This window comes from Desulfosporosinus orientis DSM 765, from assembly GCF_000235605.1.
Lineage (GTDB): Bacteria > Bacillota > Desulfitobacteriia > Desulfitobacteriales > Desulfitobacteriaceae > Desulfosporosinus > Desulfosporosinus orientis.
The window spans coordinates 3,411,107-3,431,706 of record NC_016584.1 but is presented as its reverse complement, the minus strand read 5'-3'; the positions used below and the strand labels follow the sequence as shown (position 1 = coordinate 3,431,706).

Below are 20,600 nucleotides of genomic sequence, written 5' to 3'. Positions count from 1 at the left end.
TTTATATAACTGCCTTACCTGTAAGAAGTTGGGTTCTTGGCAATTCGTTCTAAGTGTTGGGCTAACACATCAATTTCACTAAAATCGTTGTACAATCCAAAGCTTAACCGAACCACACCCGGGCGAGGAACGTTTTTACGTTTGCGATAAAATTCCATTTGTCTTGAGGTAATGGATAGCAGCTTTTGTATATAAGGCTGAGTGCAAAAACATCCGGTTCTTACCGCAATCCCGGCGTGATTAGACAACAGTGCCCCTACTTGTTCGTGGTGGACCCCTTTAATATTGAATGGGATGACAGCGATACGAAGTTCCGCTGGCGATGTATGGGAATAAAGGGTTATGCCGGGTATGGACTTTAATTTAGAGTAGGCATAGTTTGTCAGTTGATTTTCATAGTCGTGAATGTTCTTCATTTCTAAGGACGTCAAGGTTTTAATCGCCGCAACGAGTGCGATAACTCCCATAAGGTTTGGAGTTCCAGCTTCTTCGTTGTGAGGAGTTTTTTCCCAAACAACCCAATCGTGGGTTACGGTTTCAGCGGTTCCCCCGCCGACCGATTCAGAAACTCCTTTTTCAAACGTTTCATAAGGACCAATCAAAACGCCTGTGCCAAAGGGAGCATACATTTTATGAGCTGAAAAAGCCAGATAGTCGATACGCTGAAGGGGATTCTTAGGGTTCATATTGATTGAATGATGGGGGACTAATTGGGCGCCATCCACAAGAATTTTAGCATTATAGCGGTGAGCTAATTCGGCAATCTTATGTATCGGATTGACATAGCCTGTAACATTAGAAGCCCCTGTGACTGTTACGAGTTTGACATTTCCTTGATGCCGTGCTAATCGATTTTCCAGATCCTCAAGATCTAGTTTTCCGGAAGGCTTCGTCTGAACGTAATCTACTTGAAACTTGTTACGCCAGGGGAGGTCATTGGAATGATGTTCCATCCAGGTTGACAGAACGACACTTTTCTTGTTGCCATCCCATAAACGGTAAGATAACTTATTAATAGCTTCTGTCGTATTCTTAACAAAAATAACAGTATCTCGAGTAGGATCAGCATTAACAAATTTAAGAACAATGGACCGTGCTTCTTCGAAGATTTTTGAAGAAAACTGGGATTTATAACCTGTACCGCGATGAATAGATGAATACATGGCGGCAAAGCTATTAATCTCCTCCATGACGGAAACGAAAGGTGGGGTTGATGCAGCATTGTCAAAATTGATGGCCGTTGTGTACTGACCTTTGTAAAGAGGAATCTTTGTGTCGGCACCGATAATTAAATTTCGGTAATTTGACCGTGATAACATAAAACTTAAATTCATAATATCACCTCAATCTGGAAAATAGCTCTAGCTTTATTCTCTTTAGCATGATATTTCTCTGCAGAGAAAAAGGTGACTAAATTGAGCTACATGATATTGATTGAACTTAAACATACTAACCATGATATCCAATACAATTAAAGTGGAGGTAGGTATGAAAAAGACTGGTGAAATTCAAAAACATACTAAAGGTCTCAGCAGTGCTAAATATGATTCTCGAAGCGCAGAGTTTAAACAGGAACAAAAAAAGAGTAAAGGATTGAAAGAAAACGAGTCCTATGATTGATTAAGGAGCTCCTGTGACTGGGGATTAAAAAGGGCTGGAACAAAACCTCAAGATTTTGTTCCAGCCCTTGCCTTCCTTTACATTATTCGTAGCGCTCTTTAGGATTATTAGTTGTGTTCGTAGGCCCTTTTTTCTTATCATTATCAGAGTTTAAGCGATTGTCATCAAGATTGGCGGCATGAGTCCTTGATTTATCGGTTTTCTTGTTGCTCATTATCTCAAGTCTCCTTTCTAAAATTAGATTTCCCAAATTCTATAATCTAATGCCATTTTTTCTTAACTAATAAATTTTGAACCTAGGTATCCAAAAAACTATTGACTAAGTTATTTAAAGTATGCTTACTTAATGATAAGAAATCTGAAAATTAACACATATAATTAAGAAGGCAAAACTCCTCTGAGAGGAAAGTAAAGGAGATTATAGAATGCCATATACCAGTATTTTTGAGGAGAGGACATTTTATCGTCAAAATCATAGGTTAGAAACAGGGCTGAAAACATTGCTTTTTATCCATGGAGCTGGTGGTAATGGTGGGCACTGGATTTATCAGCTGGCAGGAATAAAAGGCTATAATTTAATAGCTCTTGACCTTCCGGGTCATGGCCGCTCAGAAGGGTCAGCAGCAGATAGTATAACAGCATATCGCGAATTTGTTTGGCAATTTACTCAAGTACTGAATCTGAAGAATATCATTGTGGTTGGGCATTCCATGGGCGGGGCGATTGCTTTAGATTTGACTTTGAAATATCCTGAATTCTGTATGGGGTTGGTTATTGTCGATAGTGGAGCAAGACTAAGAGTAAATCCTGCGTTATTAGAATTATTAGCAAAGGGAGAACAGCCTGTAGAAACCATAAAATTCTGCTATTCTAAGAAGGTCTCGTCAGACCTGTTAGCGAAAGCTAATCAAGAAATGAAAAAGGTTCCTAGCCATGTTTTTTTGGCAGATTTTAGAGCTTGCGACACGTTTGATATTGTTGATCATGTCAAAAGTATTCAACACCCTACCTTAATCATTTGCGGACAGGAGGATCGGATGACACCGCCAAAATATTCTGAGTACCTAGTTAAAAATCTACCTCAATCAAACTTAGCTTATATATCGGATGCAGGACACATGACAATGTTGGAACAACCCCATCAGGTGAACAAGGCAATCCTTAGCTTTTTAACCCAAAGTTTCTGACGGAAAGTATTGAATATAAATCCGCAATAACATACAATAATTGAAATCTAAAGATCGGGATAAAAGAGGGGTTATCAATGACGGTTGAGGAGAAAGTCTTACATAAGATTAGGGCACTGTTAAATTTAGCAAGAAATGGCGGAGATCCACAAAGTAATGAGGCCCAATCAGCTTTGCTTATGGCTCAACGTGTAATGGCCGAATATGGAATTAATGAAATTGAAGTCAGTGATTCAGTAATAAACCAAAGTAAAGAGATACTCGATGATTATGCCACAGAATTTGAGAAACTGTCGTGGTGGAAAAAGAAATTGGGTAAAGTGATTGCTCAGAATTTCAGGTGTTATTCTTATCTCAACAAGTGCAACGGATACACAAGGTTAGCTTTCATGGGATTAAGACAGGATGCTGAGATTGCGATCATGGCGTTTTCCTTTGCCACGGATCATATCCGGAGTGGGGCAGATAGATTTATGAAAGCGTACCGCAAGGAGTATATCTCCGAATTTGGGCTGCGCCCCAGTATTTCTCAACAAAGAGGGGTTCGCAACAATTATGTTGAGGGGTGGATTTCCGGTTTGGAATCTCAATATGATGAGCAAGTGAACAAGGAAGGATGGGGTCTTGTTCTTGTTAAGGATGAATTAGTAAATCAGGCTTATAAAGATCTGGGTTTAGAACGTGGAAGAGCAGCACAGCATGTCCGAAGAGAGAGTTCTGCGGGTAAAGCTGCCTATGCAAAAGGGTATAGCGATGGGAAGGGATTCAGTGCAGCAGCCCACGGGAGAATTAAAAGGTAATTTGCCATTTGGGTGATCCCAATTTATGATAGTAGATAGTGAAGCGTTTCTACTTTATATTTTGAGAATTATCATAGCTTTTGGCAGCTTTAAATCAAGAAAGGTTGATCATGCAAGATGGCAAACATTGAATTAATTGCAACGGCAGCTTTTGGGTTAGAATCTGTTGTGGCTCGAGAACTAAAAATTCTGGGCTATAACGATTTGACGGTAGAAAATGGGCGAGTTTTGTTTTCAACAAATGAGCTAGGAATTTGTCGCGCAAACCTTTGGCTGCGAAGTGCTGATCGAGTTTTGCTGAAAATGGGATCCTTTGAGGCTCAAACCTTTGAAGAACTCTTTCAGCAAACAAAATCACTTCCCTGGGAAGATTGGTTGCCTGAAGATGCTAATTTTCCTGTTCAAGGCAAGTCTATAAAATCAAAGCTCTACAGCGTTTCAGATTGCCAAGCGATCGTCAAGAAGGCCATTGTCGAACGCTTGAAAATAACCTACGGCCGAAACTGGTTTGAAGAAAACGGACCTCGTTATCAAATAGAAGTAGCACTCCTCAATAACAAAGTAACGTTGACCATTGATACATCAGGGTTAGGTCTGCATAAGCGCGGGTACCGACAATTGGCAGGACAGGCCCCATTAAAAGAAACTTTGGCAGCAGCCATGATTCAGCTGAGCTTCTGGAATAAAGAGCGAACATTGCTGGATCCCTTTTGTGGAACTGGTACGATCCCTATTGAAGCGGCTTTGATAGCGCAAAACAGAGCACCTGGGTTGAAAAGAAGCTTTGCTGCCGAACAATGGCCAACTGTTCCGAAGCACCTTTGGCAAGAAGCCTGGCAGGAAGCCTTAGATCTTTGGGAGCGCAATGTTTCACTGCATATTTATGGTTCTGATATTGATCCCAACGCACTAGCTTTGGCGAGAACTCATGCCAATGAAGCCGGTTTAAATGGTGTGATACACTTTCAGCGATTGCCTGTATCAGAGGTAAGGTCTCGGTTTAATTATGGTCATATTATAACGAATCCTCCTTATGGAGAGAGGTTGGGGGAGCTCAAAGATGCAGAGGGGCTCTATTTGGAACTCGGAAAAGTATTTCTTAGTTTAGAAAACTGGTCACTTCATATGCTGACAACTTATCAAACTCCGGAAAAACTTATTGGACGCCGTTGGGACAAAAGCCGAAAACTTTATAATGGGCGATTGGAATGTCATTATTATCAATTTTTTGGTCCAAAGCCGCCTAGAAAACCATTTTAAATTACATAAAGAACGGGTTATCTCAATTCATCAAGTTAATGTACATTTAAGAATTGGATAACCCGTTCTTATAGCTTATATGTAAGTATTTTTGTCAATTATTGAACTGTAACTGCAGGTTCTCCTTTCAAGGCACGTATGTCCTGCATGGCGCGGCTGACTTCTTCATCTAGTCCCTCAATGGCAATGATCACTGAGCCTTCAGAACCGTCGACCCCGCCGGCAGCAATACAACGGGCTTCGAGATCATAGAGGATTTCTAAAGCAGTTAATTCAGTTACAACGGACGCTCCGAGCATGGGTATAAGACCAACTTTATGCCCTATAGATTCATCAAGTGTCGACTCTGTCATAAATTCTACCGCTGCTTTAACATCAGGAATCATTTTCTCCAGCCCTATAGGGACGATGAGCTTTACACCGCGAGCATAAAGAATTCCTTGGGCTGCTCCAATGGTTCCTCCCATTGAATCGGAAACCATGACGGCAGCCAGACCTGTATGATCTACAGCGTTTCCACCTTTTATAAAAACGTCACCCTTTTTTAGCTTAGGCAAGTAATCCTTCCAAAAAATCTCTTGAACTTGACCTTTTTGAATAACAAAGGGAGTGGTTTTTTGAGTAGATTGACTTATGCCTAACTCTCCTTTAGTTACAATTCCCATTGTATAGCCCGATTTATCATTGATTTTAATACCCATCAGTTCTTCGGCTACAAAAGCATTGGTCGTACCGCCAGCCACGATGATTGTATGATTTTCTTGGGCATTAATGACATCAGGCATGGCCTTTACTCCTTTTGCTATAAGCCGTTTTGATTCGCTGGATGTTAAGGTGATCAGAGCTTTCATTAATTTCCTCCTTAGCTTATTTTTTTTGACAAGCCTAATGTATATGTTATACCAAAATTATAATATTATAAAGTTTGATTAGATTTTTGGTTAACCTTAGAAATTACTCTAAACTACTTTGTCTAATGTAACAATATGGGAATATTCGCATACATTAAACCAAGAAAATAACCCATAAATTACTAGAAATGGAGGAATATAGTATGGCATTCGGTGGAGCTGTTGATGGAGCATGTGGACCAAACTGGCTACCTGGTATTGCAGTTGTAGTTGTTATCATTCTTCTGCTTATCGCAATGGGCATTGTATTCTAATCAAAAAAATTAAATTAATTTCATTAATTTTTTAAATTAAAAAGAAATTTTCTCGTAGCTTGAAAGGAGGGGATTTCATGTACGGATACGGATACGGCGGCTGTGGAGTAGGAAATTATGTTGGTGTAGGAATCATCGCAATTGCAATTCTTATTCTCATTGCCCTGGGAGTAATCTTCTAATTAAAATTAAAGAATAAATATAAGGAGCATTTCTGCAAGGCTTTCTTCGGAAATGCTCTTTATTTTTTGAAAGTTAAGAACAATAATAAAACGAAATTTAAAAATATATAGAATATTGCTGAATGAGTAGTCATCAATTTATGCGATAGTATAATGAGAAATGATAATTTTACAAGCCCTTCAAACTCACTTAAACTAAAATGTGCAAAGATAATAAGTGAAGGAGGTTGGGGATTGTGATTTTAAGTATTATCGCTTATCTTTCCATTGGTCTTTTTTTGGGAATATCTATCTACAAAGCCGGTCAATATGCAAAAATGCCTTTCCATGGAAGAATGGACCTTTATCCTGTCCCAAAAGAAAAGGGGTTTGAACACGGGGGGTCCTATTATGAGGAAGTAACCTGGTGGAATAAACCGCATGAAGTTTCTCACATGAGAGAAATCGTCGAAATGCTCAAGGAAATGCTATTTATTAAAAAGTTATTTGAAAACCAGCGTCCCTTCTGGTGGATTTCTTACGCTCTTCATTTAGGAATTTATTTTATTATGGCTTGGACAATTTTATTGGTTATAGGTGCAATCTTTGAACTTAATGGAATTATTGTTGCTGCTGGAAGTTCGAACGTTCTAGGACTCTTAGTTTTTTATTTATCGGCATTGACCGGTTATTTCGGTCTCGCTTTAGCAGCTTTTGGTTCCGGAATGTTGTTTCTTCGCAGAGTATTTGATAATACCTTAAAAAAATACACAACACCCCAGGAATACTTTAATCTTTTATTAATATTTGCAGCACTCATTACAGGAATTTTTGCATGGGGACATGATTTGTCATTTGCTTATGCCAGGGAGGTTACAGCGAACCTCGTTACGTTTTCTCCTTTTGCTGCCAGCGGTATTTTAACTCTGCATATTATTCTTGTTGGCATTATGTTGACTTATATACCAATCAGCAAAATGAGTCACTATGTTGGAAAGTATTTCACATTCCATAAGGTCCTTTGGGATAATAACCCGAATCTAAAAGGAAGTTCCATTGAGCAGCAAGTGAAGAATGCATCGACATTTCGTCCGACCACATCTTGGTCTGCCCCTCATATTAAGGCACCGTCTGCACCCGAGAAATAATGGAGGGATCAAAGTATGTTAAATGAAAGAGATTTACGTCCGAAAGATATGGGGCGTCCAGCTGAGCAGCTTATTAAACTGGACAACCTCATACCTTTATTAGCACCTTACGATAAACCTGGGATGGAATCCCCTTTGACTGATCCCAAGCCGGCATGGAAAGAAAAATATTGTACTTCCTTGGATGGTTATGTGGGGATTGATACATTAACCCGTCCAAAAACAAAAGAGGAAGAGGATGAATTTGTACGCAAATTTCTTAGTGGCTTAGAAAAAATATTTTCGGATGCCAATAATGGAGTTTTGCAGCCCCTTTTGTTATCCTTTGAATATTGTGCAAAATGTAATACTTGTTCAGATGCCTGTCATATTTACACCGCTACCGGCAACAATGAATTGTATCGTCCGATTTTCCGTTCTGAAGTACTGCGTAAAATCGTTAAAAAGTATTTCACAAAAAGCGGTAAGCTGCTTGGCGGTTTTGTAGGGGCAGATATCGATGTTAATTGGGAAACCATTGCTCGGTTGGGAGAACTGGCTTATCGGTGTAATCTATGTCGGCGCTGTGCCCAGACCTGTCCATTGGGGTTGGATAATGCCATATTATCCAAAGAAATTCGCAAGATTTTCAGTCAAGAAATGGGAATTGCTCCAACTCCTCTTCATACAAAAGGTACTATGCTTCAATTAAAAACAGGTTCATCCACAGGGCTAAGTAAACCAGCCTTTTTGGATACTCTAGAGTTTTTAGAGGAAGATACGGAAGAAAAATATGGAATTAAGTTAAAGTTCCCTGTCGACAAAAAAGGTGCCGATATCTTGGTTCTGCACAATGCGGGAGAATTTATGGCTTGGCCGGAAAATCCTGTAGCCTTTGCAATTCTCTTTGATGCAGCAGGTTTAAATTGGACCTTAAGTAGTGAGATCATGGGTTATGACAGTGTTAACTACGGACTTTGGTATGATGATGTCCAAGCAAAGAAGATTGCGACCACGCAGATGAAGGTTGCGAAAGACTTTGGAGTAAAGAGAATCGTCGTTGCCGAATGTGGTCATGCGCACAAGGCTTCTATGGTTGCCGGTGATCGGATGACTTCTGATCGAATTCCTGTCGAGAGCTGCTTGCCGCTCTTATGGGATATGGTTAAGAATAAGAGCTTAAAACTCGATCCTAGTAAGAACAATTTTCCTGTAACCCTTCATGATCCATGTAATGTCGTACGTCAAATGGGTATCGTTGAGCCTCAGCGCAATGTATTGAAAGCCATCTGTCCTCAGTTTAGGGAGATGACACCTCATGGTGTTGATAACTATTGCTGCGGAGGCGGCAGCGGTTTCGCTATCATGAATTCTGCGAATTTCCCGGAATTCAGGACCCAAATAGCTTCTCGAATGAAATTTAACCAAATTTTGGGAGCTTTCAATGGTGTGATGGAAGATACTTCAATACCTAAGTATATCTGTGCTCCATGTTCTAATTGCAAAGGGGCAATGAGAGGTCTTCTAGAACACTATGATGCTACTGAGAAGTATAATCTTCAATATGGTGGCTTAGTTGAACTTATGGTAAATGCTCTCGTCAGCATGAAAAAGCCATTCCTTGAATTTTTAGAATAGGTAATTGCATATTAAATAATTAAACAATGGACCATTTCAGACAACTGAAATGGTCCATTGTTTAATTAAATTATTTTAGTGTTTGTCAGGTTGGGTTAATAATATTCATAGCTTCAACGGCTAATAAGCAAGGTCGAGTGATAGCCGATCACATCTCAGGAATCCCAAGCAGATTTGCTCCTGTAGAAGGAACTTCAGTTCTGCAATCCTTTGATTTGAATATCAAACGTACCAGACTGGGAGAGCACGAAGCCAGAAAACTTTGATATAATGGGGTTACAAGCGTAAGCAGCGGGTTGGACTTAACTCCATATTATCCATTGCATGCTAATATAATTATATTTATTGCAGAACATGATAGCGGACGCCAATTAGGGGCTCAAGTTTGTGAAGCGGGAGAGTGTCAAACGATTGAATGCATTGGTTTTTGACCATTTCAAAAAATACAACAAGATGTGCTCATAATTAATAATCGATATGGTACAATCTGTATTATATATTGTACGAATCAGGCACAAGGTGTTAAATTATGTACATGGACTAGTGTTAATTTACACAAGTGAAAAATTTCCCAGTGTCCAATGTTTGATTGTTCTCTTTAAAAGTTTAAGGAGGTGTTATTTGTGTTTATAGTATCAATCGATGAAGATCTATGCTCAGGTTGCGAATCTTGTACGGACGGATGCCCAGCTCACCTGCTTGGTTTTAGCGAGGATAAGGCTCATGTAACTGGTGATGAGACAGAGTGCATGGGATGTGAAAGCTGTATATCAGTTTGTCCAACTGGTGCCATCAGTATTACTGAAATGTAAGAAATCCATAAACTAGAAGACGGAGGGTGTGCCATGACAGAAAAAAATACGCCACTACTGGACGAGCTAGAAAAAGGTCAATGGCCCAGTTTTGTGACGGAAATTAAGCGCGCTGCGGTGAAGAGTGAAGCTGCAGGCGAATTGCTCCAAGTTTTGGAAAGATCTTATGTTGAGCGCAGAGGACACTGGAAACATGGTGGAATCGTCGGCGTTAGAGGTTACGGCGGCGGTGTTATTGGCCGTTATGTTGATGAGCCTCAAACTTATCCTAATGTTGCAGAGTTCCATACGATTCGTTTGCTACAGCCTTCTGGCTGGTTCTACAACACACAAACACTTCGCACTGTCTGCGATATTTGGGAGAAACATGGAAGCGGCTTAACCAACATGCACGGATCAACAGGAGATATTATTCTTCTGGGATGTAAAACTGAGGAAATCCAACCTACTTTTGATGAGTTTAGTGAAGCAGGGTTTGACCTCGGTGGTTCTGGATCTTGCTTAAGAACTCCTAACTGCTGCGTTGGACCAGGTCGTTGTGAACATGCTTGTTATGATACCCTTGAAGCATGTTATAATGTTACGAATGAATTCATGGATGAGCTTCATCGTCCTATGTGGCCATATAAGAGCAAAATTAAGTTCTCGGGTTGTGCCAATGACTGCACTTCATCAATTGCTCGTTCTGACTGTTCTGTCATTGGTACTTGGCGTGATACAATTAGAATTGATCAAGATGCTATTAAAGCTTATGTGTCTGAAGGCTTTGATATACAAGAAATGGTCTGCGACAAATGCCCAACTCGCTGTTTAACATTCAATGCTGAAACTCAAGAACTCAGCGTTGTTGGTGAAGATTGCACACGTTGTATGCATTGTATCAATATGATGCCTAAAGCTGTTCAACCAGGAAAAGAAAAAGGGGCAACCATTCTGATCGGTGGTAAGTCTACGATTGTTCAGTCTGCTTTCATGTCTTGGGTCATTGTACCATTCATGAAACTGGAAGCAGAAGACGATTTTGCAGAGTTTAAAGATCTTATGCGTCGTATCTGGGAATGGTGGGATGAATTCGGTAAGTCCCGTGAGCGTATTGGTGAAACAATTTATCGTTTAGGAATGACGAAATTCCTGAAAGCTATTGAAGTTCCTCCGGTGCCTCAAATGGTCTTCCGCCCACGTGCAAACCCATATGTGTTCTGGAACCAAGATGATCTTGATAAAAGTGGTACAGCACTTGATGGAACAAAGCTCTAATTTCTAAATAATAAGTAGCTAACGAGAGGTGGATAACGATGGCAATTTTAGATCAAGGACCTCCGCATTATAAAAAGATGCTTCCCCCGATTGTACAAGAAAATTATGGACAATGGAAATATCACGAAATTCCTCGTCCGGGCGTACTAAGACACGTTGCTGAAGGCGGCGCGGTTCTTCATAGTGTACGGGTAGGTACACCTCGTTTAGTCAGTATTGATTTTATTCGTGAAGTTTGCGTCATTGCTGACGAATATTGTGATGGATATTTGCGTTGGACGACCCGTAATAATATTGAGTTTTTAGTTTCTGATGAAGCTAAAGTTGAGCCTTTACTCGCTGAATTAGATGCAAAAGGTTTACGTGTAGGTGGAACTGGACGTTCTATCAGCAATATTGTTCACACACAAGGATGGGTACACTGTCATACACCAGCTACTGATGCTTCAGGTGTTGTAAAAGCTGTTATGGATGACTTGTATGAATATTTCAATAGTATGAAACTTCCTGCTAAGTTAAAAATGGGCTTAGCCTGTTGCTTAAATATGTGTGGAGCTGCACACTGCAGTGATATCGCTATTGTTGGTGTTCACAGAACTCCTCCGCGTATCAATCATGATGTTATTCGTAAGGGCACTGAGATTCCAAGCCTCGTAGCTAGCTGCCCGACCGGAGCTATTCGTCCAGATCCGAAGAATAAAAGCGTTGTCGTAAACGAAGACAAATGTATGTATTGCGGTAACTGCTATACCATGTCTCCAGCTATGGAAATTTATGATCCAAAGAATGATGGTATTGCGATTCTCATTGGTGGCAAAACTTCCAATGCTCGTACGGCACCATCCTTCTCCCGTATGGTTATTCCATTCTTACCGAATACTGCTCCTCGTTGGCCAGAAACAACTGCAGCAATCCGTAAAATTGTTGAGCTTTGGATTGCTAATGCTCGCAAAGGTGAGCGTGTTGGCGAGTGGGTTGAGCGTATTGGTTGGGAAAAATTCTTTGAACTGGCAGAGCTTCCGTTCTCTGAGATGTTGATCGACGATTATATCTTCTCCAGAGAAACATTCCGTACTTCAGCTCAATTTAAGTTTTAAGAGTAACTTGAAACTTAAATAATAATAATGAAAGCTGGTATTAAAAATGGCAAGAGGACCTGCAGATCCCGCTATCAAGGCTAAAGTTCTTGAATATCTTGGAACTGTTCAAAAAGCTAAAAGTAGAGACGTTGCAGTAGCAATCGGAGCTTCAAAAGCTGATGTTGACAACGCAGTAAAAGAACTTACTGCTGAAGACTTAGTAGAATACCTCTATATTACTACCACGTTTATCTGCTTAAAAGGCAAGGCTCAAACTCCAACTTAAGATGCCAGATCTTTTGATGGGCCATATTGATAGGAATTAATTATCTATGTGTATATAGACCATCCTAAATGCCCGGTGTCCTGTTTCTGCTGATTAAATCTGCATTATGGGATGGGGATTCAGGGTGGTCTATCTCATTCATTAGAGTTGCGATTTCTCTCCTGATTAAACTCTCCAAGAAAGGTGTGGGTATTATGTCATCACCATTCGTCAATGAGCAAAATTCAAGAAATGTCCCTCGCTTAGTAATTGGAGCGCCTCAGGGGCGAAGTGGAAAAACGACCTTTACCTTGGGTTTACTCAGAGCTTTTGCGCGGTCAGGAATGGCCGTACAGCCCTTTAAAAAAGGACCGGATTATATTGATGCCTGCTGGCATACTGCTGCTGCTGGCAACACATGTCGAAATTTAGACGCATTCTTTATGAAGAAAAACGAAATATGTAGTTCTATATTAAACCAGTCACGTAATCATAAATTAACAATTGTTGAAGGTGCTATGGGCCTTTATGATGGACTTGATTTAAAAGGAAGCAGTTCAACCGCTGAAATTGCGAAGATTACTCAGACACCGGTGCTCTTAGTGATGGATATGACTCGAACAACTCGCAGTGTCGCAGCAATGGTTATGGGTTATCAACATTTTGATCCGGATGTTAAAATTGTTGGGGTTGTTTTGAATAAAGTGGCACGAGCTCGGCATGAAAAAATAGCTCGTGAAGCTATTGAACAGTTTTGCAAAATTCCCGTGGTTGGAGCTATTCCCAAAGATGCAAACTTAACTATCCCCGATCGACACTTGGGGTTGATCACAAAAGGTGAAGTTGATGAGACCGATCAATTACTCGATTATTTTGCAGAGGTAATAAGTAAACATGTAGATTTAGCCAAAATACTAGAATTAGCTCGTTGTGCACCTGAACTACCGATTTATTCAGACTCGTTAATTCCTAATCAGGCTGGATGCAGTCTCAAGAATAGAGGAACACCAATGAAAATTGGTGTTATTCAAGATGCCGCCTTTAGTTTTTATTATCCAGAGAATATAGAGGCTTTAAAAGCGTTAGGAGCTGACATAGCTCCGATCAGCGCCCTTTCAGATAGTCGGCTTCCCGATGACTTAGATGGTTTATATATTGGCGGAGGATTCCCGGAGATATTTGCTGCAGAACTTGAGGCAAATGTAAGTTTACGTGAGGGAATTAGACAAGCCGGTGAAGATGGCTTGCCTATTTATGCAGAGTGTGGCGGGCTTATGTACCTAGGACGATCTATTTGTACGGCCACACAAACCTATGATATGGTGGGTTTACTGCCCCTTGATACTCAAATGGAAGGTAAACCTCAAGGCCATGGCTACACGATTATGGAAGCAACTGATGGACAGCCTTGGTTTTCAGAGAATACAATCATCAAGGGCCATGAATTTCATAATTCTAAAGTTATTAATTTAGCAGCTAATATGAAGTTTGGTTTCATTGTAAAGCGTGGACATGGGGTCGACGGACAGCATGATGGCATAAGCTATAAGAATGTTTTTGCTGCATACAATCATATTCATGCCTTGGGCTGTCCTGAATGGGCGGAAGGAATGGTGAAGTTAGCAGCAAATCATCACCAATCTAAGTGGGCACAGATCAAAACTATGTCTGTTTAGTAGTTTTTAACTATATGGGGCTATATATTAAAATTCATAATACTACCAAGTGATTAAAAAGCTTTCCAAATGGAAAGCTTTTCATTATTCTTCAATAAAATTGAAATATTTTCTTAAACCTTTTTTCGAAAAAATGAGTCTCCATCTGGCTAATAACCGTTTGGGGTGATATTATAATAGAGGTGAGTGTTGATTCGAGACTCATAGAAATATGTTGGTGAAATTCTTTCTTAGGCTATATTGTTACCTGCTATTCATTATATTTCTTTATGATCGGCGAATACACTCTATTCAGGACAGGCAAAGTAATCATAATGCTTATCCTATTCACTTATACTAAGTACGTATGGACATATTATTTGTATTAACTAATGCATGCCGGTCAGCTAATTATATAGGGATCTAGGAAGGGGATACATCATCATGGAACAACACCTTCTTGTTTTCAAAGAAGTGGCAGAAACAAGAAACATTACATTAGCAGCAAAGAAACTTCACATGAGCCAGCCCAGTATTAGCTTACAAATTCAAAATCTAGAGAATCAATATGGTGCCCGCTTTTTTGATCGAACCAATAAAGGTGTCACATTAACTAAAGAAGGTAAAATATTCTATGCCCATGTTCGAAGTGTGTTGGATATATTGTCCAACGCAAAAGAACAAATCAGTGCTCTGGCTAAAGACCAGAGGGGACTTATTTATCTCGGTGCAACATTAACTATTGGAGAATATATTCTTCCGAATATTTTAGCATTTTTATTTAAAACTCATCCGGATGTTGACTTTAAGGTTAAGATCGCTAATACAGAATCAATCTCGCAAGATGTCCTGGAAAAGAAATTGCATATTGGTCTTATAGAAGGACCAGTTCCCCAGCATAAGGATTTAAATGTCGAAAACTTTTGGGAAGATGAGCTGGTCGTGGTTATTTCCAATTTCCACCCTTGGGCGTCCAGGAAAAGCATTACTCTCGCGGAACTTCCTCATGAGCGATTAGTAACACGAGAGGATGGGTCGGGAACTCGAAAAGTCATGGAAATGGCATTGCTGGAAAGAGGTCTTGATCCGGAACAGTTAAATGTCTCAATGGAACTGGGCAGCACACAAGCGATCAAACAGTTAGTTTCCGCGGGGCTTGGCATAACGATTATTTCTTCATTAACGGTAAGCAAAGAAGCGGATCAAAAACTATTTAAGACCTTAAAGATCCAAGATGCACCTATATATCGGCCCCTTAGTATTCTCACCAATGCCCGAACCACGCAAACAAAAGACGAACGTATTTTAATTAACCTTCTTCACGATCATAGGCTTTTGTCCGATGTTTTAAGCAGGGACTATAATGAATTGGTAGATCTTGAGTAAAAAGGATTCTTGACGATACAGTGGGAAAAGAAAGGACGAGGACAAGTAGCTATGAATAATGACTGTCGGATTGGACTCGTTCAGATGGAATCAATTGTCGGAAATACTGAACGCAATTTCAATCATATAATCAATTTAACTGGTATTGCTCATAAACAAGGGATTTCTTTTCTTTGTTTTCCGGAATGTGCTTTAAATGGATATTCTCCTAATGATGCGGCAGAGATTGGAACTACCTTGGAAAGTCGATGGATTAAACAGTTAAAAGAATGTTCCCAAGACTTTAATATGACTCTTTTGGTAGGTATGGCTGAACAAAGAATAGATTCCCCGAGGCCCTATATATCTCAAGTGATCTTATCTCCGGAAGAGGATTCTAAAGTGTATCGTAAAGTTCATTTAGGGCGTAGTGAATTAGCCTACTTCACTCCTGGAAATGAATTTCCCGTTTTCTCAGCTCATGGTACTTCCTTTGCAGTTGGAATCTGTTGGGACTGGCATTTCCCAGAAACAGCTGCTATCTATTCCTTAAAAGGCGCGGAAATTTTGTTTGCCCCTCATGCTTCTCCTAAAATTGCAGGGGATCGTAAGCAGCTATGGTTACGTTATCTTGGAACTCGAGCATATGATAATTCCGTTTATATAGGAGCGTGTAATTTAATAGGGAGTAACGGAAAATCCAAAGAATTCAGCGGTGGAGTTTTAGTGATCGGACCAAAAGGAGAAGTTTTTGATCAAGATCACATAGGGGATGAAGGAATACTAACGGTTAATTTACCAGCTGATCGAATTAATCATATTCGCCGTCCAGAACGTTCCTCAATGCGTGATAGTTTTTTCTTGGCGGATCGGCGTAAAGAACTTTACCATGAGTTGATAGAATTGGATATCATTGATAAAGCCTGATGAACACAGAAAAACCCTTCCTAAATTTATAGGAAGGGTTTTCTATTCAAGTCAGAAAGAAGACTGTATTACCAGTTGTTGCGTGAACGAGGTTGAAAGCAATCCCTGCAATAGACCGGTCGATCACCGGAAGGTTGGAATGGAACGGTAGTTTCTTTTCCGCAAGTTGCACAAACTGCAGGAAACATTTCACGGGGTTGGCGCGAAAAACCGCCGTTATTTCTATTTTTTCTAGCAGCACGGCATTCTGGGCAGCGGCCAGGTTCATTTGTAAACCCTTTTTCTGCATAGAATTCTTGTTCAGATGCTGTAAATTCGAATTCACGGCCACATTCTTTACAAACTAAGATCTTGTCACTAAACATTAAAAAACCTCCGAAATTTAAATTTACCCGCGACATGGGAAGTTCAGAATCTTCCCACAGCCTTAGGCAATCGAGAAGGTTGTTTGACTTTCTAAATTCCTCAAGTACTTCGAGCAACTTAATTATATCGAACTGTCAAAAATTAGTCAATGCTTCCATAAGTGGCGAGTTTCTGGCAAATCTCCATCATAACTTCGGTGTATTTGCATAACAATAAGTTTAAAGACATTTTTGGAGCCTGAAAGACTGGGGATGATGACTATGAAAAATTATGAGATTAATACTATTCCTAAAAGAATTATTGGAATGCAAAATCTTGAAGAGATATTTAATCAGAACGGCTATTTAGTATGCCAATCCAGTGGAGAGAAGATCTATAATTTTGACGACATTGTTGCAGTTTTTCTACCAATTAATCCAGCAACTGATCAGGTTGTGGCTGTACATAATAAATATGCTCCTGAATTTATCCGAAAATGTGTTTTATCAATGATTGAATTATAGACAAAGGAGCTACCCATAATAGTACTTTTATCATCTAGTTATCTTAGATGATAAAAACTATACTTATATTGCATGAGAAGAGCAGTCTTTATGCCTCTTCATAGAACGCATTAAATACCTTTGTTACGGCCAGGTGGTCTTTGACACCTCCTAGTTCCCTCACTGAATGCATAGCCAGGATGGGGTTACCAATGTCAACAGAACGAATTGGCAGATGCTGACTGCTGATTGGCCCAATTGTGGAACCGCCTCGTTCATCGGAACGGTTAAAAAATGTTTGAACAGGAACATTCACTGACTGACAAAGAGATTTAAAAACAGCAGCAGATTCTGCATCTGTAGTGTAACTCTGGTTAGCGTTAATTTTAATCACTGGGCCGCCATTCAGGATGGGATGATGAATAGGATCATGTTTTTCAGTTGAGTTAGGGTGCAGAGCATGAGCCATGTCGGCTGAAATTAGAAAGGAATGATCTAAGGCTCGAAAATAGTCTTCCCGGTCTTTAGCTTGTGCCAGCAGTATTCTTTCAAGAACATTAGAGAGAAGAGGTGAGGCGGCACCTTGCTTTGAAGTGCTGCCGCATTCTTCATGATCAAAGCAAGCGAGGATCTGGGTTGTTAACGATGGTTTAGCTTTGGCAATAGAGTAAGTTCCAGCATGAATCATGGCTAAATCATCTAGACGAGGGCTGGAGATAAACTCCTGCTGCAGTCCTACAAAGCACCCTTTATCAGATTCATAGAGAAACAAATCAAAATCAAGAATATCATCAGGTAAACATTCCAGTTCTTTCGCAAGGAAATGAGTGATTGCACCTTTACTTTGCAAATCTTCAGTAATCTGAGCTAATAACGGCAACATATCCTTTTGTCGATTTAGTTCCATGCCTTCATTAATTTTGCGGTTCATATGTATGGCAAGGTTTGGGATCACCAGCAAGGGTTGATCGGTATTAATGAGTTTTTTTTGAGGCTGAAAATGAGACTTTCCACGAAGAATGATTTGGCCCGCTATGGAGAGCGGACGGTCCAGCCAGGTATTAAGAATAGGACCTCCATAGGTTTCTAAATTTAATTTCAAATAATGACTTTCGACGGATATCTCCGGTAAGGTTTTAATCCGAAAGCTCGGACTGTCCGTATGGGCTGCGATGATGCGAAATCCGTGTTGCTTAGGTTCACCCTTGCCGATCACAAAGGCAATTAAAGCAGAATTATTGTGAGTGACAAAATATTTCCCCTCCTTGGTCAAGTTCCATTTTTCAGCAAAAGATAACTCTTGAAATCCTTGGGGGACAAGAATCTTCTTTATGCTTTCAACAGCATGAAAGGATGAGGGGCTTTCATGAATAAAATCTAGTAGTTCTTGAGCAAATGCTTTTTCAGTTTCATTTAAATACATTGAAGACAATTTTAGGCCCACCTTTCATTTATATATAACTTTGGCTATCAAGGCCAAGATATAAGGGAAACATGGCTGATTAAAGTTAACACTTTCGCCAATAAAACTTTTTTTCCTTCTAAAAATTTTTTTGAAATTAAAGGATATAAGTGCTGTATTATCGAAAAGTGATAAAAATTAAATGTAGATTTAAAATAGAATTGTGGGATTGATTTGGAGATAAATCTTAAAGATGCTCGTATGGAAACACTTGAAAATTGTGATTTACAGGATATCACAGAAATGTGGAATCGTTGTTGGCGCGGGTATTATTATGATATGTCATATTCAAAAGATCATATGAAAGTTTGGCTTGATTTAAGTCAGGTCTCTTTGCAGCATTCTCTGGCTATTTTAGATAAACGGCGTGTTGTTGGTTTTGCCTTATTAGCAGTTGAGGAAAAGGATGGCTGGATCGCAGGAGCTTGCATCGATCCGGAATACCGTCGTTATGGTCTTTTTACCTTGCTTATAAAATCTCAACTGAATCTTGCCAATTATATGCGTCTGCAAAGGATTTTTCTTGAAGTTCTGGAACAGAATCCTGCACGCAATATTTATCAAACAGTTGGTTTTAAAAGTATGCGGCAGCTAAATGTCTATCGGGCCACCACTAGAACGATATATGATAGACAACGTTTAACAGCGCATCCCCTTAAGCAGACATCTCCTGAAGAGTACTTCAAAATCCGTAAAACTACTTCTTTCAAACCGGCTTGGCAGCGCAGAGAGAACTATCTTAAACGTTACTCTAATCTATGGGCATTAATCAATCAGGCGGGAACAGCAGGCGCCTTATTTGCAGGTGACAAAAGCGGCCCCTTACTGGATTTATGGAGCGTGAACCTGACAGGAGCGGAAGAGCTGATTCCAACTATGCTGCGAAGGGGTGGGAAGTCGTTGATACTTACGAATCAGCCCAATGATTGGGTTTTTTCATTTTTACTTAATTACGGAATTATCCCGAGTGCTAAACAAATTGAAATGTGCATTGAACTGTCATAATCTTTCGAGTAGATACATAAACTATTAAAGTCCGATTCATTTGATGTCATTCAGAAATTTTGAAGGAGGAGTTCAATGACTCAAAGAGAAATAGTATTGATAAATGCAATTTTAGAATCTATAGGACTGGAATCTCTTAAGTCTGTTCCCTCAAGTCCAAGAAGTATAAGAAGAATCTAAGAAAGGGAGCGATAGTTTGCTCTGTGTTCTAATTCTAAAGTGTAACCTGATTAGCCCATACTCATGCGAAAGATTTCAAATCTAAAAGCGAGATTCTTAACTCAAGAACCTCGCTTTTAGATTTGAAGTTTTTAAACTAAAGATTATTTTAATACAAATAAGAATGGAGTGATATGCAATTGGCACTTAGTGTACTTGGTATAGCCTGCAGTCCAAGGCGTAAGGGCAACACTACAAATTTGTTATTAGAGAGTATAAATGCTGCTCAAGAAGAAGGACATCACACTGAGGTAGTGTACCTGTCTGAATTAAATATGAGCCCATGCCGGGGATGCGGTGCTTGTTCAGCTAAAGGAGTTTGCGTTATTAACGATGATATTGCCATACTTCAAGATAAATTAATAGTTCTTGATCGTCTAATAATTGCGGCACCTATATATTTTATGGGTGTCAATGCTCAGGCTAAAATCATGATCGATAGAATGCAGCCCTTTTGGGCTCGTAAATATCTTCATCAACAATCAATAGTCAATCCGTCTGGGGAGAAGCGGGCAGGGATGTTCATCTCAACGGCTGGCACCAAATTCCCCTATGTATTCGAGTGTGCGGAACGTTCCATTAAGACTTTATTTACGATGTTGGATATCGAATATTCTCAGACCTGTTTATACAATGGAGTGGATAAAGCCGGAGAAATCGCCGATTACCCTGATTTCTTTGCTGAAGTCCGCAGGAAAACCGAGACTCTCTTAATGGAACGTAGATAACAAGGGAGTTCAAAATTGAG

21 protein-coding genes are annotated in these 20,600 nt (G+C 39.8%); 16 read left to right on the top strand and 5 right to left on the bottom strand.

The window, feature by feature from the left end; genetic code table 11:
* Window positions 1-14 precede the first annotated feature (14 nt).
* Window positions 15-1,334, bottom strand: a complete 1,320-nt coding sequence (locus DESOR_RS16005) for an aminotransferase class V-fold PLP-dependent enzyme (protein ID WP_014185623.1) — start codon at window positions 1,332-1,334, stop codon at window positions 15-17.
* A gap of 154 nt (window positions 1,335-1,488) precedes the next feature.
* On the opposite strand from DESOR_RS16005, the gene DESOR_RS30670 reads away from it, so the two are divergent.
* Window positions 1,489-1,620, top strand: a complete 132-nt coding sequence (locus DESOR_RS30670; RefSeq protein ID WP_014185622.1) for a hypothetical protein — start codon at window positions 1,489-1,491, stop codon at window positions 1,618-1,620.
* An 82-nt stretch (window positions 1,621-1,702) separates the two neighbouring features.
* On the opposite strand, the gene DESOR_RS30665 is transcribed toward DESOR_RS30670, so the two are convergent.
* Window positions 1,703-1,834, bottom strand: coding sequence for a hypothetical protein (locus DESOR_RS30665; protein WP_014185621.1), 132 nt, complete (start codon window positions 1,832-1,834; stop codon window positions 1,703-1,705).
* A gap of 211 nt (window positions 1,835-2,045) precedes the next feature.
* Here DESOR_RS30665 and DESOR_RS16000 point away from each other — a divergent pair, with 211 nt between their 5' ends.
* The 3 genes from DESOR_RS16000 (at window position 2,046) to DESOR_RS15990 (ending at window position 4,867) form a co-directional block, all read left to right on the top strand.
* Window positions 2,046-2,807 carry an alpha/beta fold hydrolase gene (locus DESOR_RS16000; RefSeq protein ID WP_014185620.1) on the top strand — a complete coding sequence of 254 codons (762 nt, stop codon included), beginning with the start codon at window positions 2,046-2,048 and terminating at the stop codon, window positions 2,805-2,807.
* 77 nt (window positions 2,808-2,884) lie between these two features.
* On the top strand, window positions 2,885-3,607 hold the full coding sequence (locus DESOR_RS15995) for a DUF2786 domain-containing protein (protein ID WP_014185619.1): 723 nt from the start codon (window positions 2,885-2,887) through the stop codon (window positions 3,605-3,607).
* Between the two features lie 117 nt (window positions 3,608-3,724).
* Window positions 3,725-4,867 carry a THUMP domain-containing class I SAM-dependent RNA methyltransferase gene (locus DESOR_RS15990; protein ID WP_014185618.1) on the top strand — a complete coding sequence of 381 codons (1,143 nt, stop codon included), beginning with the start codon at window positions 3,725-3,727 and terminating at the stop codon, window positions 4,865-4,867.
* Between the two features lie 98 nt (window positions 4,868-4,965).
* On the opposite strand, the gene DESOR_RS15985 is transcribed toward DESOR_RS15990, so the two are convergent.
* Window positions 4,966-5,718: a hypothetical protein gene (locus DESOR_RS15985; protein WP_014185617.1), complete on the bottom strand. Its 753-nt coding sequence runs from the start codon at window positions 5,716-5,718 to the stop codon at window positions 4,966-4,968.
* Window positions 5,719-6,450: 732 nt separating this feature from the next.
* On the opposite strand from DESOR_RS15985, the gene DESOR_RS15975 reads away from it, so the two are divergent.
* The 9 genes from DESOR_RS15975 to DESOR_RS15935 all read left to right on the top strand — a co-directional run bounded on the left by DESOR_RS15975 (window position 6,451) and on the right by DESOR_RS15935 (window position 16,318).
* The gene (locus DESOR_RS15975; protein WP_014185614.1) at window positions 6,451-7,341 is read left to right on the top strand and encodes a respiratory nitrate reductase subunit gamma; all 891 of its coding nucleotides are present in this window, start codon (window positions 6,451-6,453) and stop codon (window positions 7,339-7,341) included.
* Between the two features lie 15 nt (window positions 7,342-7,356).
* Complete coding sequence (locus DESOR_RS15970; protein WP_014185613.1) at window positions 7,357-8,958, top strand: (Fe-S)-binding protein; 1,602 nt, start codon at window positions 7,357-7,359, stop codon at window positions 8,956-8,958.
* Window positions 8,959-9,581: 623 nt separating this feature from the next.
* Window positions 9,582-9,770, top strand: a complete 189-nt coding sequence (locus DESOR_RS15965; RefSeq protein WP_014185612.1) for a ferredoxin family protein — start codon at window positions 9,582-9,584, stop codon at window positions 9,768-9,770.
* 33 nt (window positions 9,771-9,803) lie between these two features.
* Complete coding sequence (gene dsrA, locus DESOR_RS15960) at window positions 9,804-11,027, top strand: dissimilatory-type sulfite reductase subunit alpha (RefSeq protein ID WP_014185611.1); 1,224 nt, start codon at window positions 9,804-9,806, stop codon at window positions 11,025-11,027.
* Window positions 11,028-11,065: 38 nt separating this feature from the next.
* Window positions 11,066-12,124, top strand: a complete 1,059-nt coding sequence (dsrB, locus tag DESOR_RS15955) for a dissimilatory-type sulfite reductase subunit beta (RefSeq protein WP_014185610.1) — start codon at window positions 11,066-11,068, stop codon at window positions 12,122-12,124.
* Window positions 12,125-12,170: 46 nt separating this feature from the next.
* Window positions 12,171-12,392 (top strand): hypothetical protein, encoded by a 222-nt coding sequence (locus tag DESOR_RS15950; RefSeq protein ID WP_014185609.1) that lies wholly within the window; start codon window positions 12,171-12,173, stop codon window positions 12,390-12,392.
* A 194-nt stretch (window positions 12,393-12,586) separates the two neighbouring features.
* The gene (locus DESOR_RS15945; protein WP_042332368.1) at window positions 12,587-14,047 is read left to right on the top strand and encodes a cobyrinic acid a,c-diamide synthase CobB; all 1,461 of its coding nucleotides are present in this window, start codon (window positions 12,587-12,589) and stop codon (window positions 14,045-14,047) included.
* A 423-nt stretch (window positions 14,048-14,470) separates the two neighbouring features.
* Window positions 14,471-15,412, top strand: a complete 942-nt coding sequence (locus tag DESOR_RS15940; protein WP_014185607.1) for a LysR family transcriptional regulator — start codon at window positions 14,471-14,473, stop codon at window positions 15,410-15,412.
* A gap of 51 nt (window positions 15,413-15,463) precedes the next feature.
* A complete protein-coding gene (locus DESOR_RS15935) occupies window positions 15,464-16,318 on the top strand; it encodes a nitrilase-related carbon-nitrogen hydrolase (protein WP_014185606.1) in 855 nt (284 codons plus the stop codon).
* A gap of 68 nt (window positions 16,319-16,386) precedes the next feature.
* Here the strand turns inward: DESOR_RS15935 and DESOR_RS15930 are convergent, their stop codons facing one another.
* On the bottom strand, window positions 16,387-16,683 hold the full coding sequence (locus DESOR_RS15930; protein ID WP_014185605.1) for a zinc-ribbon domain containing protein: 297 nt from the start codon (window positions 16,681-16,683) through the stop codon (window positions 16,387-16,389).
* A gap of 261 nt (window positions 16,684-16,944) precedes the next feature.
* Here DESOR_RS15930 and DESOR_RS15925 point away from each other — a divergent pair, with 261 nt between their 5' ends.
* Entirely contained in the window at window positions 16,945-17,187 is a 243-nt protein-coding gene (locus DESOR_RS15925) for a hypothetical protein (protein ID WP_014185604.1), read from the top strand.
* An 88-nt stretch (window positions 17,188-17,275) separates the two neighbouring features.
* Here DESOR_RS15925 and DESOR_RS15920 read toward each other — a convergent pair whose 3' ends face one another.
* Entirely contained in the window at window positions 17,276-18,589 is a 1,314-nt protein-coding gene (locus tag DESOR_RS15920) for a M18 family aminopeptidase (protein ID WP_042332366.1), read from the bottom strand.
* 240 nt (window positions 18,590-18,829) lie between these two features.
* Between DESOR_RS15920 and DESOR_RS15915 the strand changes: the two genes are divergently transcribed.
* Entirely contained in the window at window positions 18,830-19,633 is an 804-nt protein-coding gene (locus DESOR_RS15915) for a GNAT family N-acetyltransferase (protein WP_042332364.1), read from the top strand.
* Window positions 19,634-19,992: 359 nt separating this feature from the next.
* On the top strand, window positions 19,993-20,580 hold the full coding sequence (locus tag DESOR_RS15910; protein ID WP_014185601.1) for a flavodoxin family protein: 588 nt from the start codon (window positions 19,993-19,995) through the stop codon (window positions 20,578-20,580).
* Window positions 20,581-20,600 lie beyond the last annotated feature (20 nt).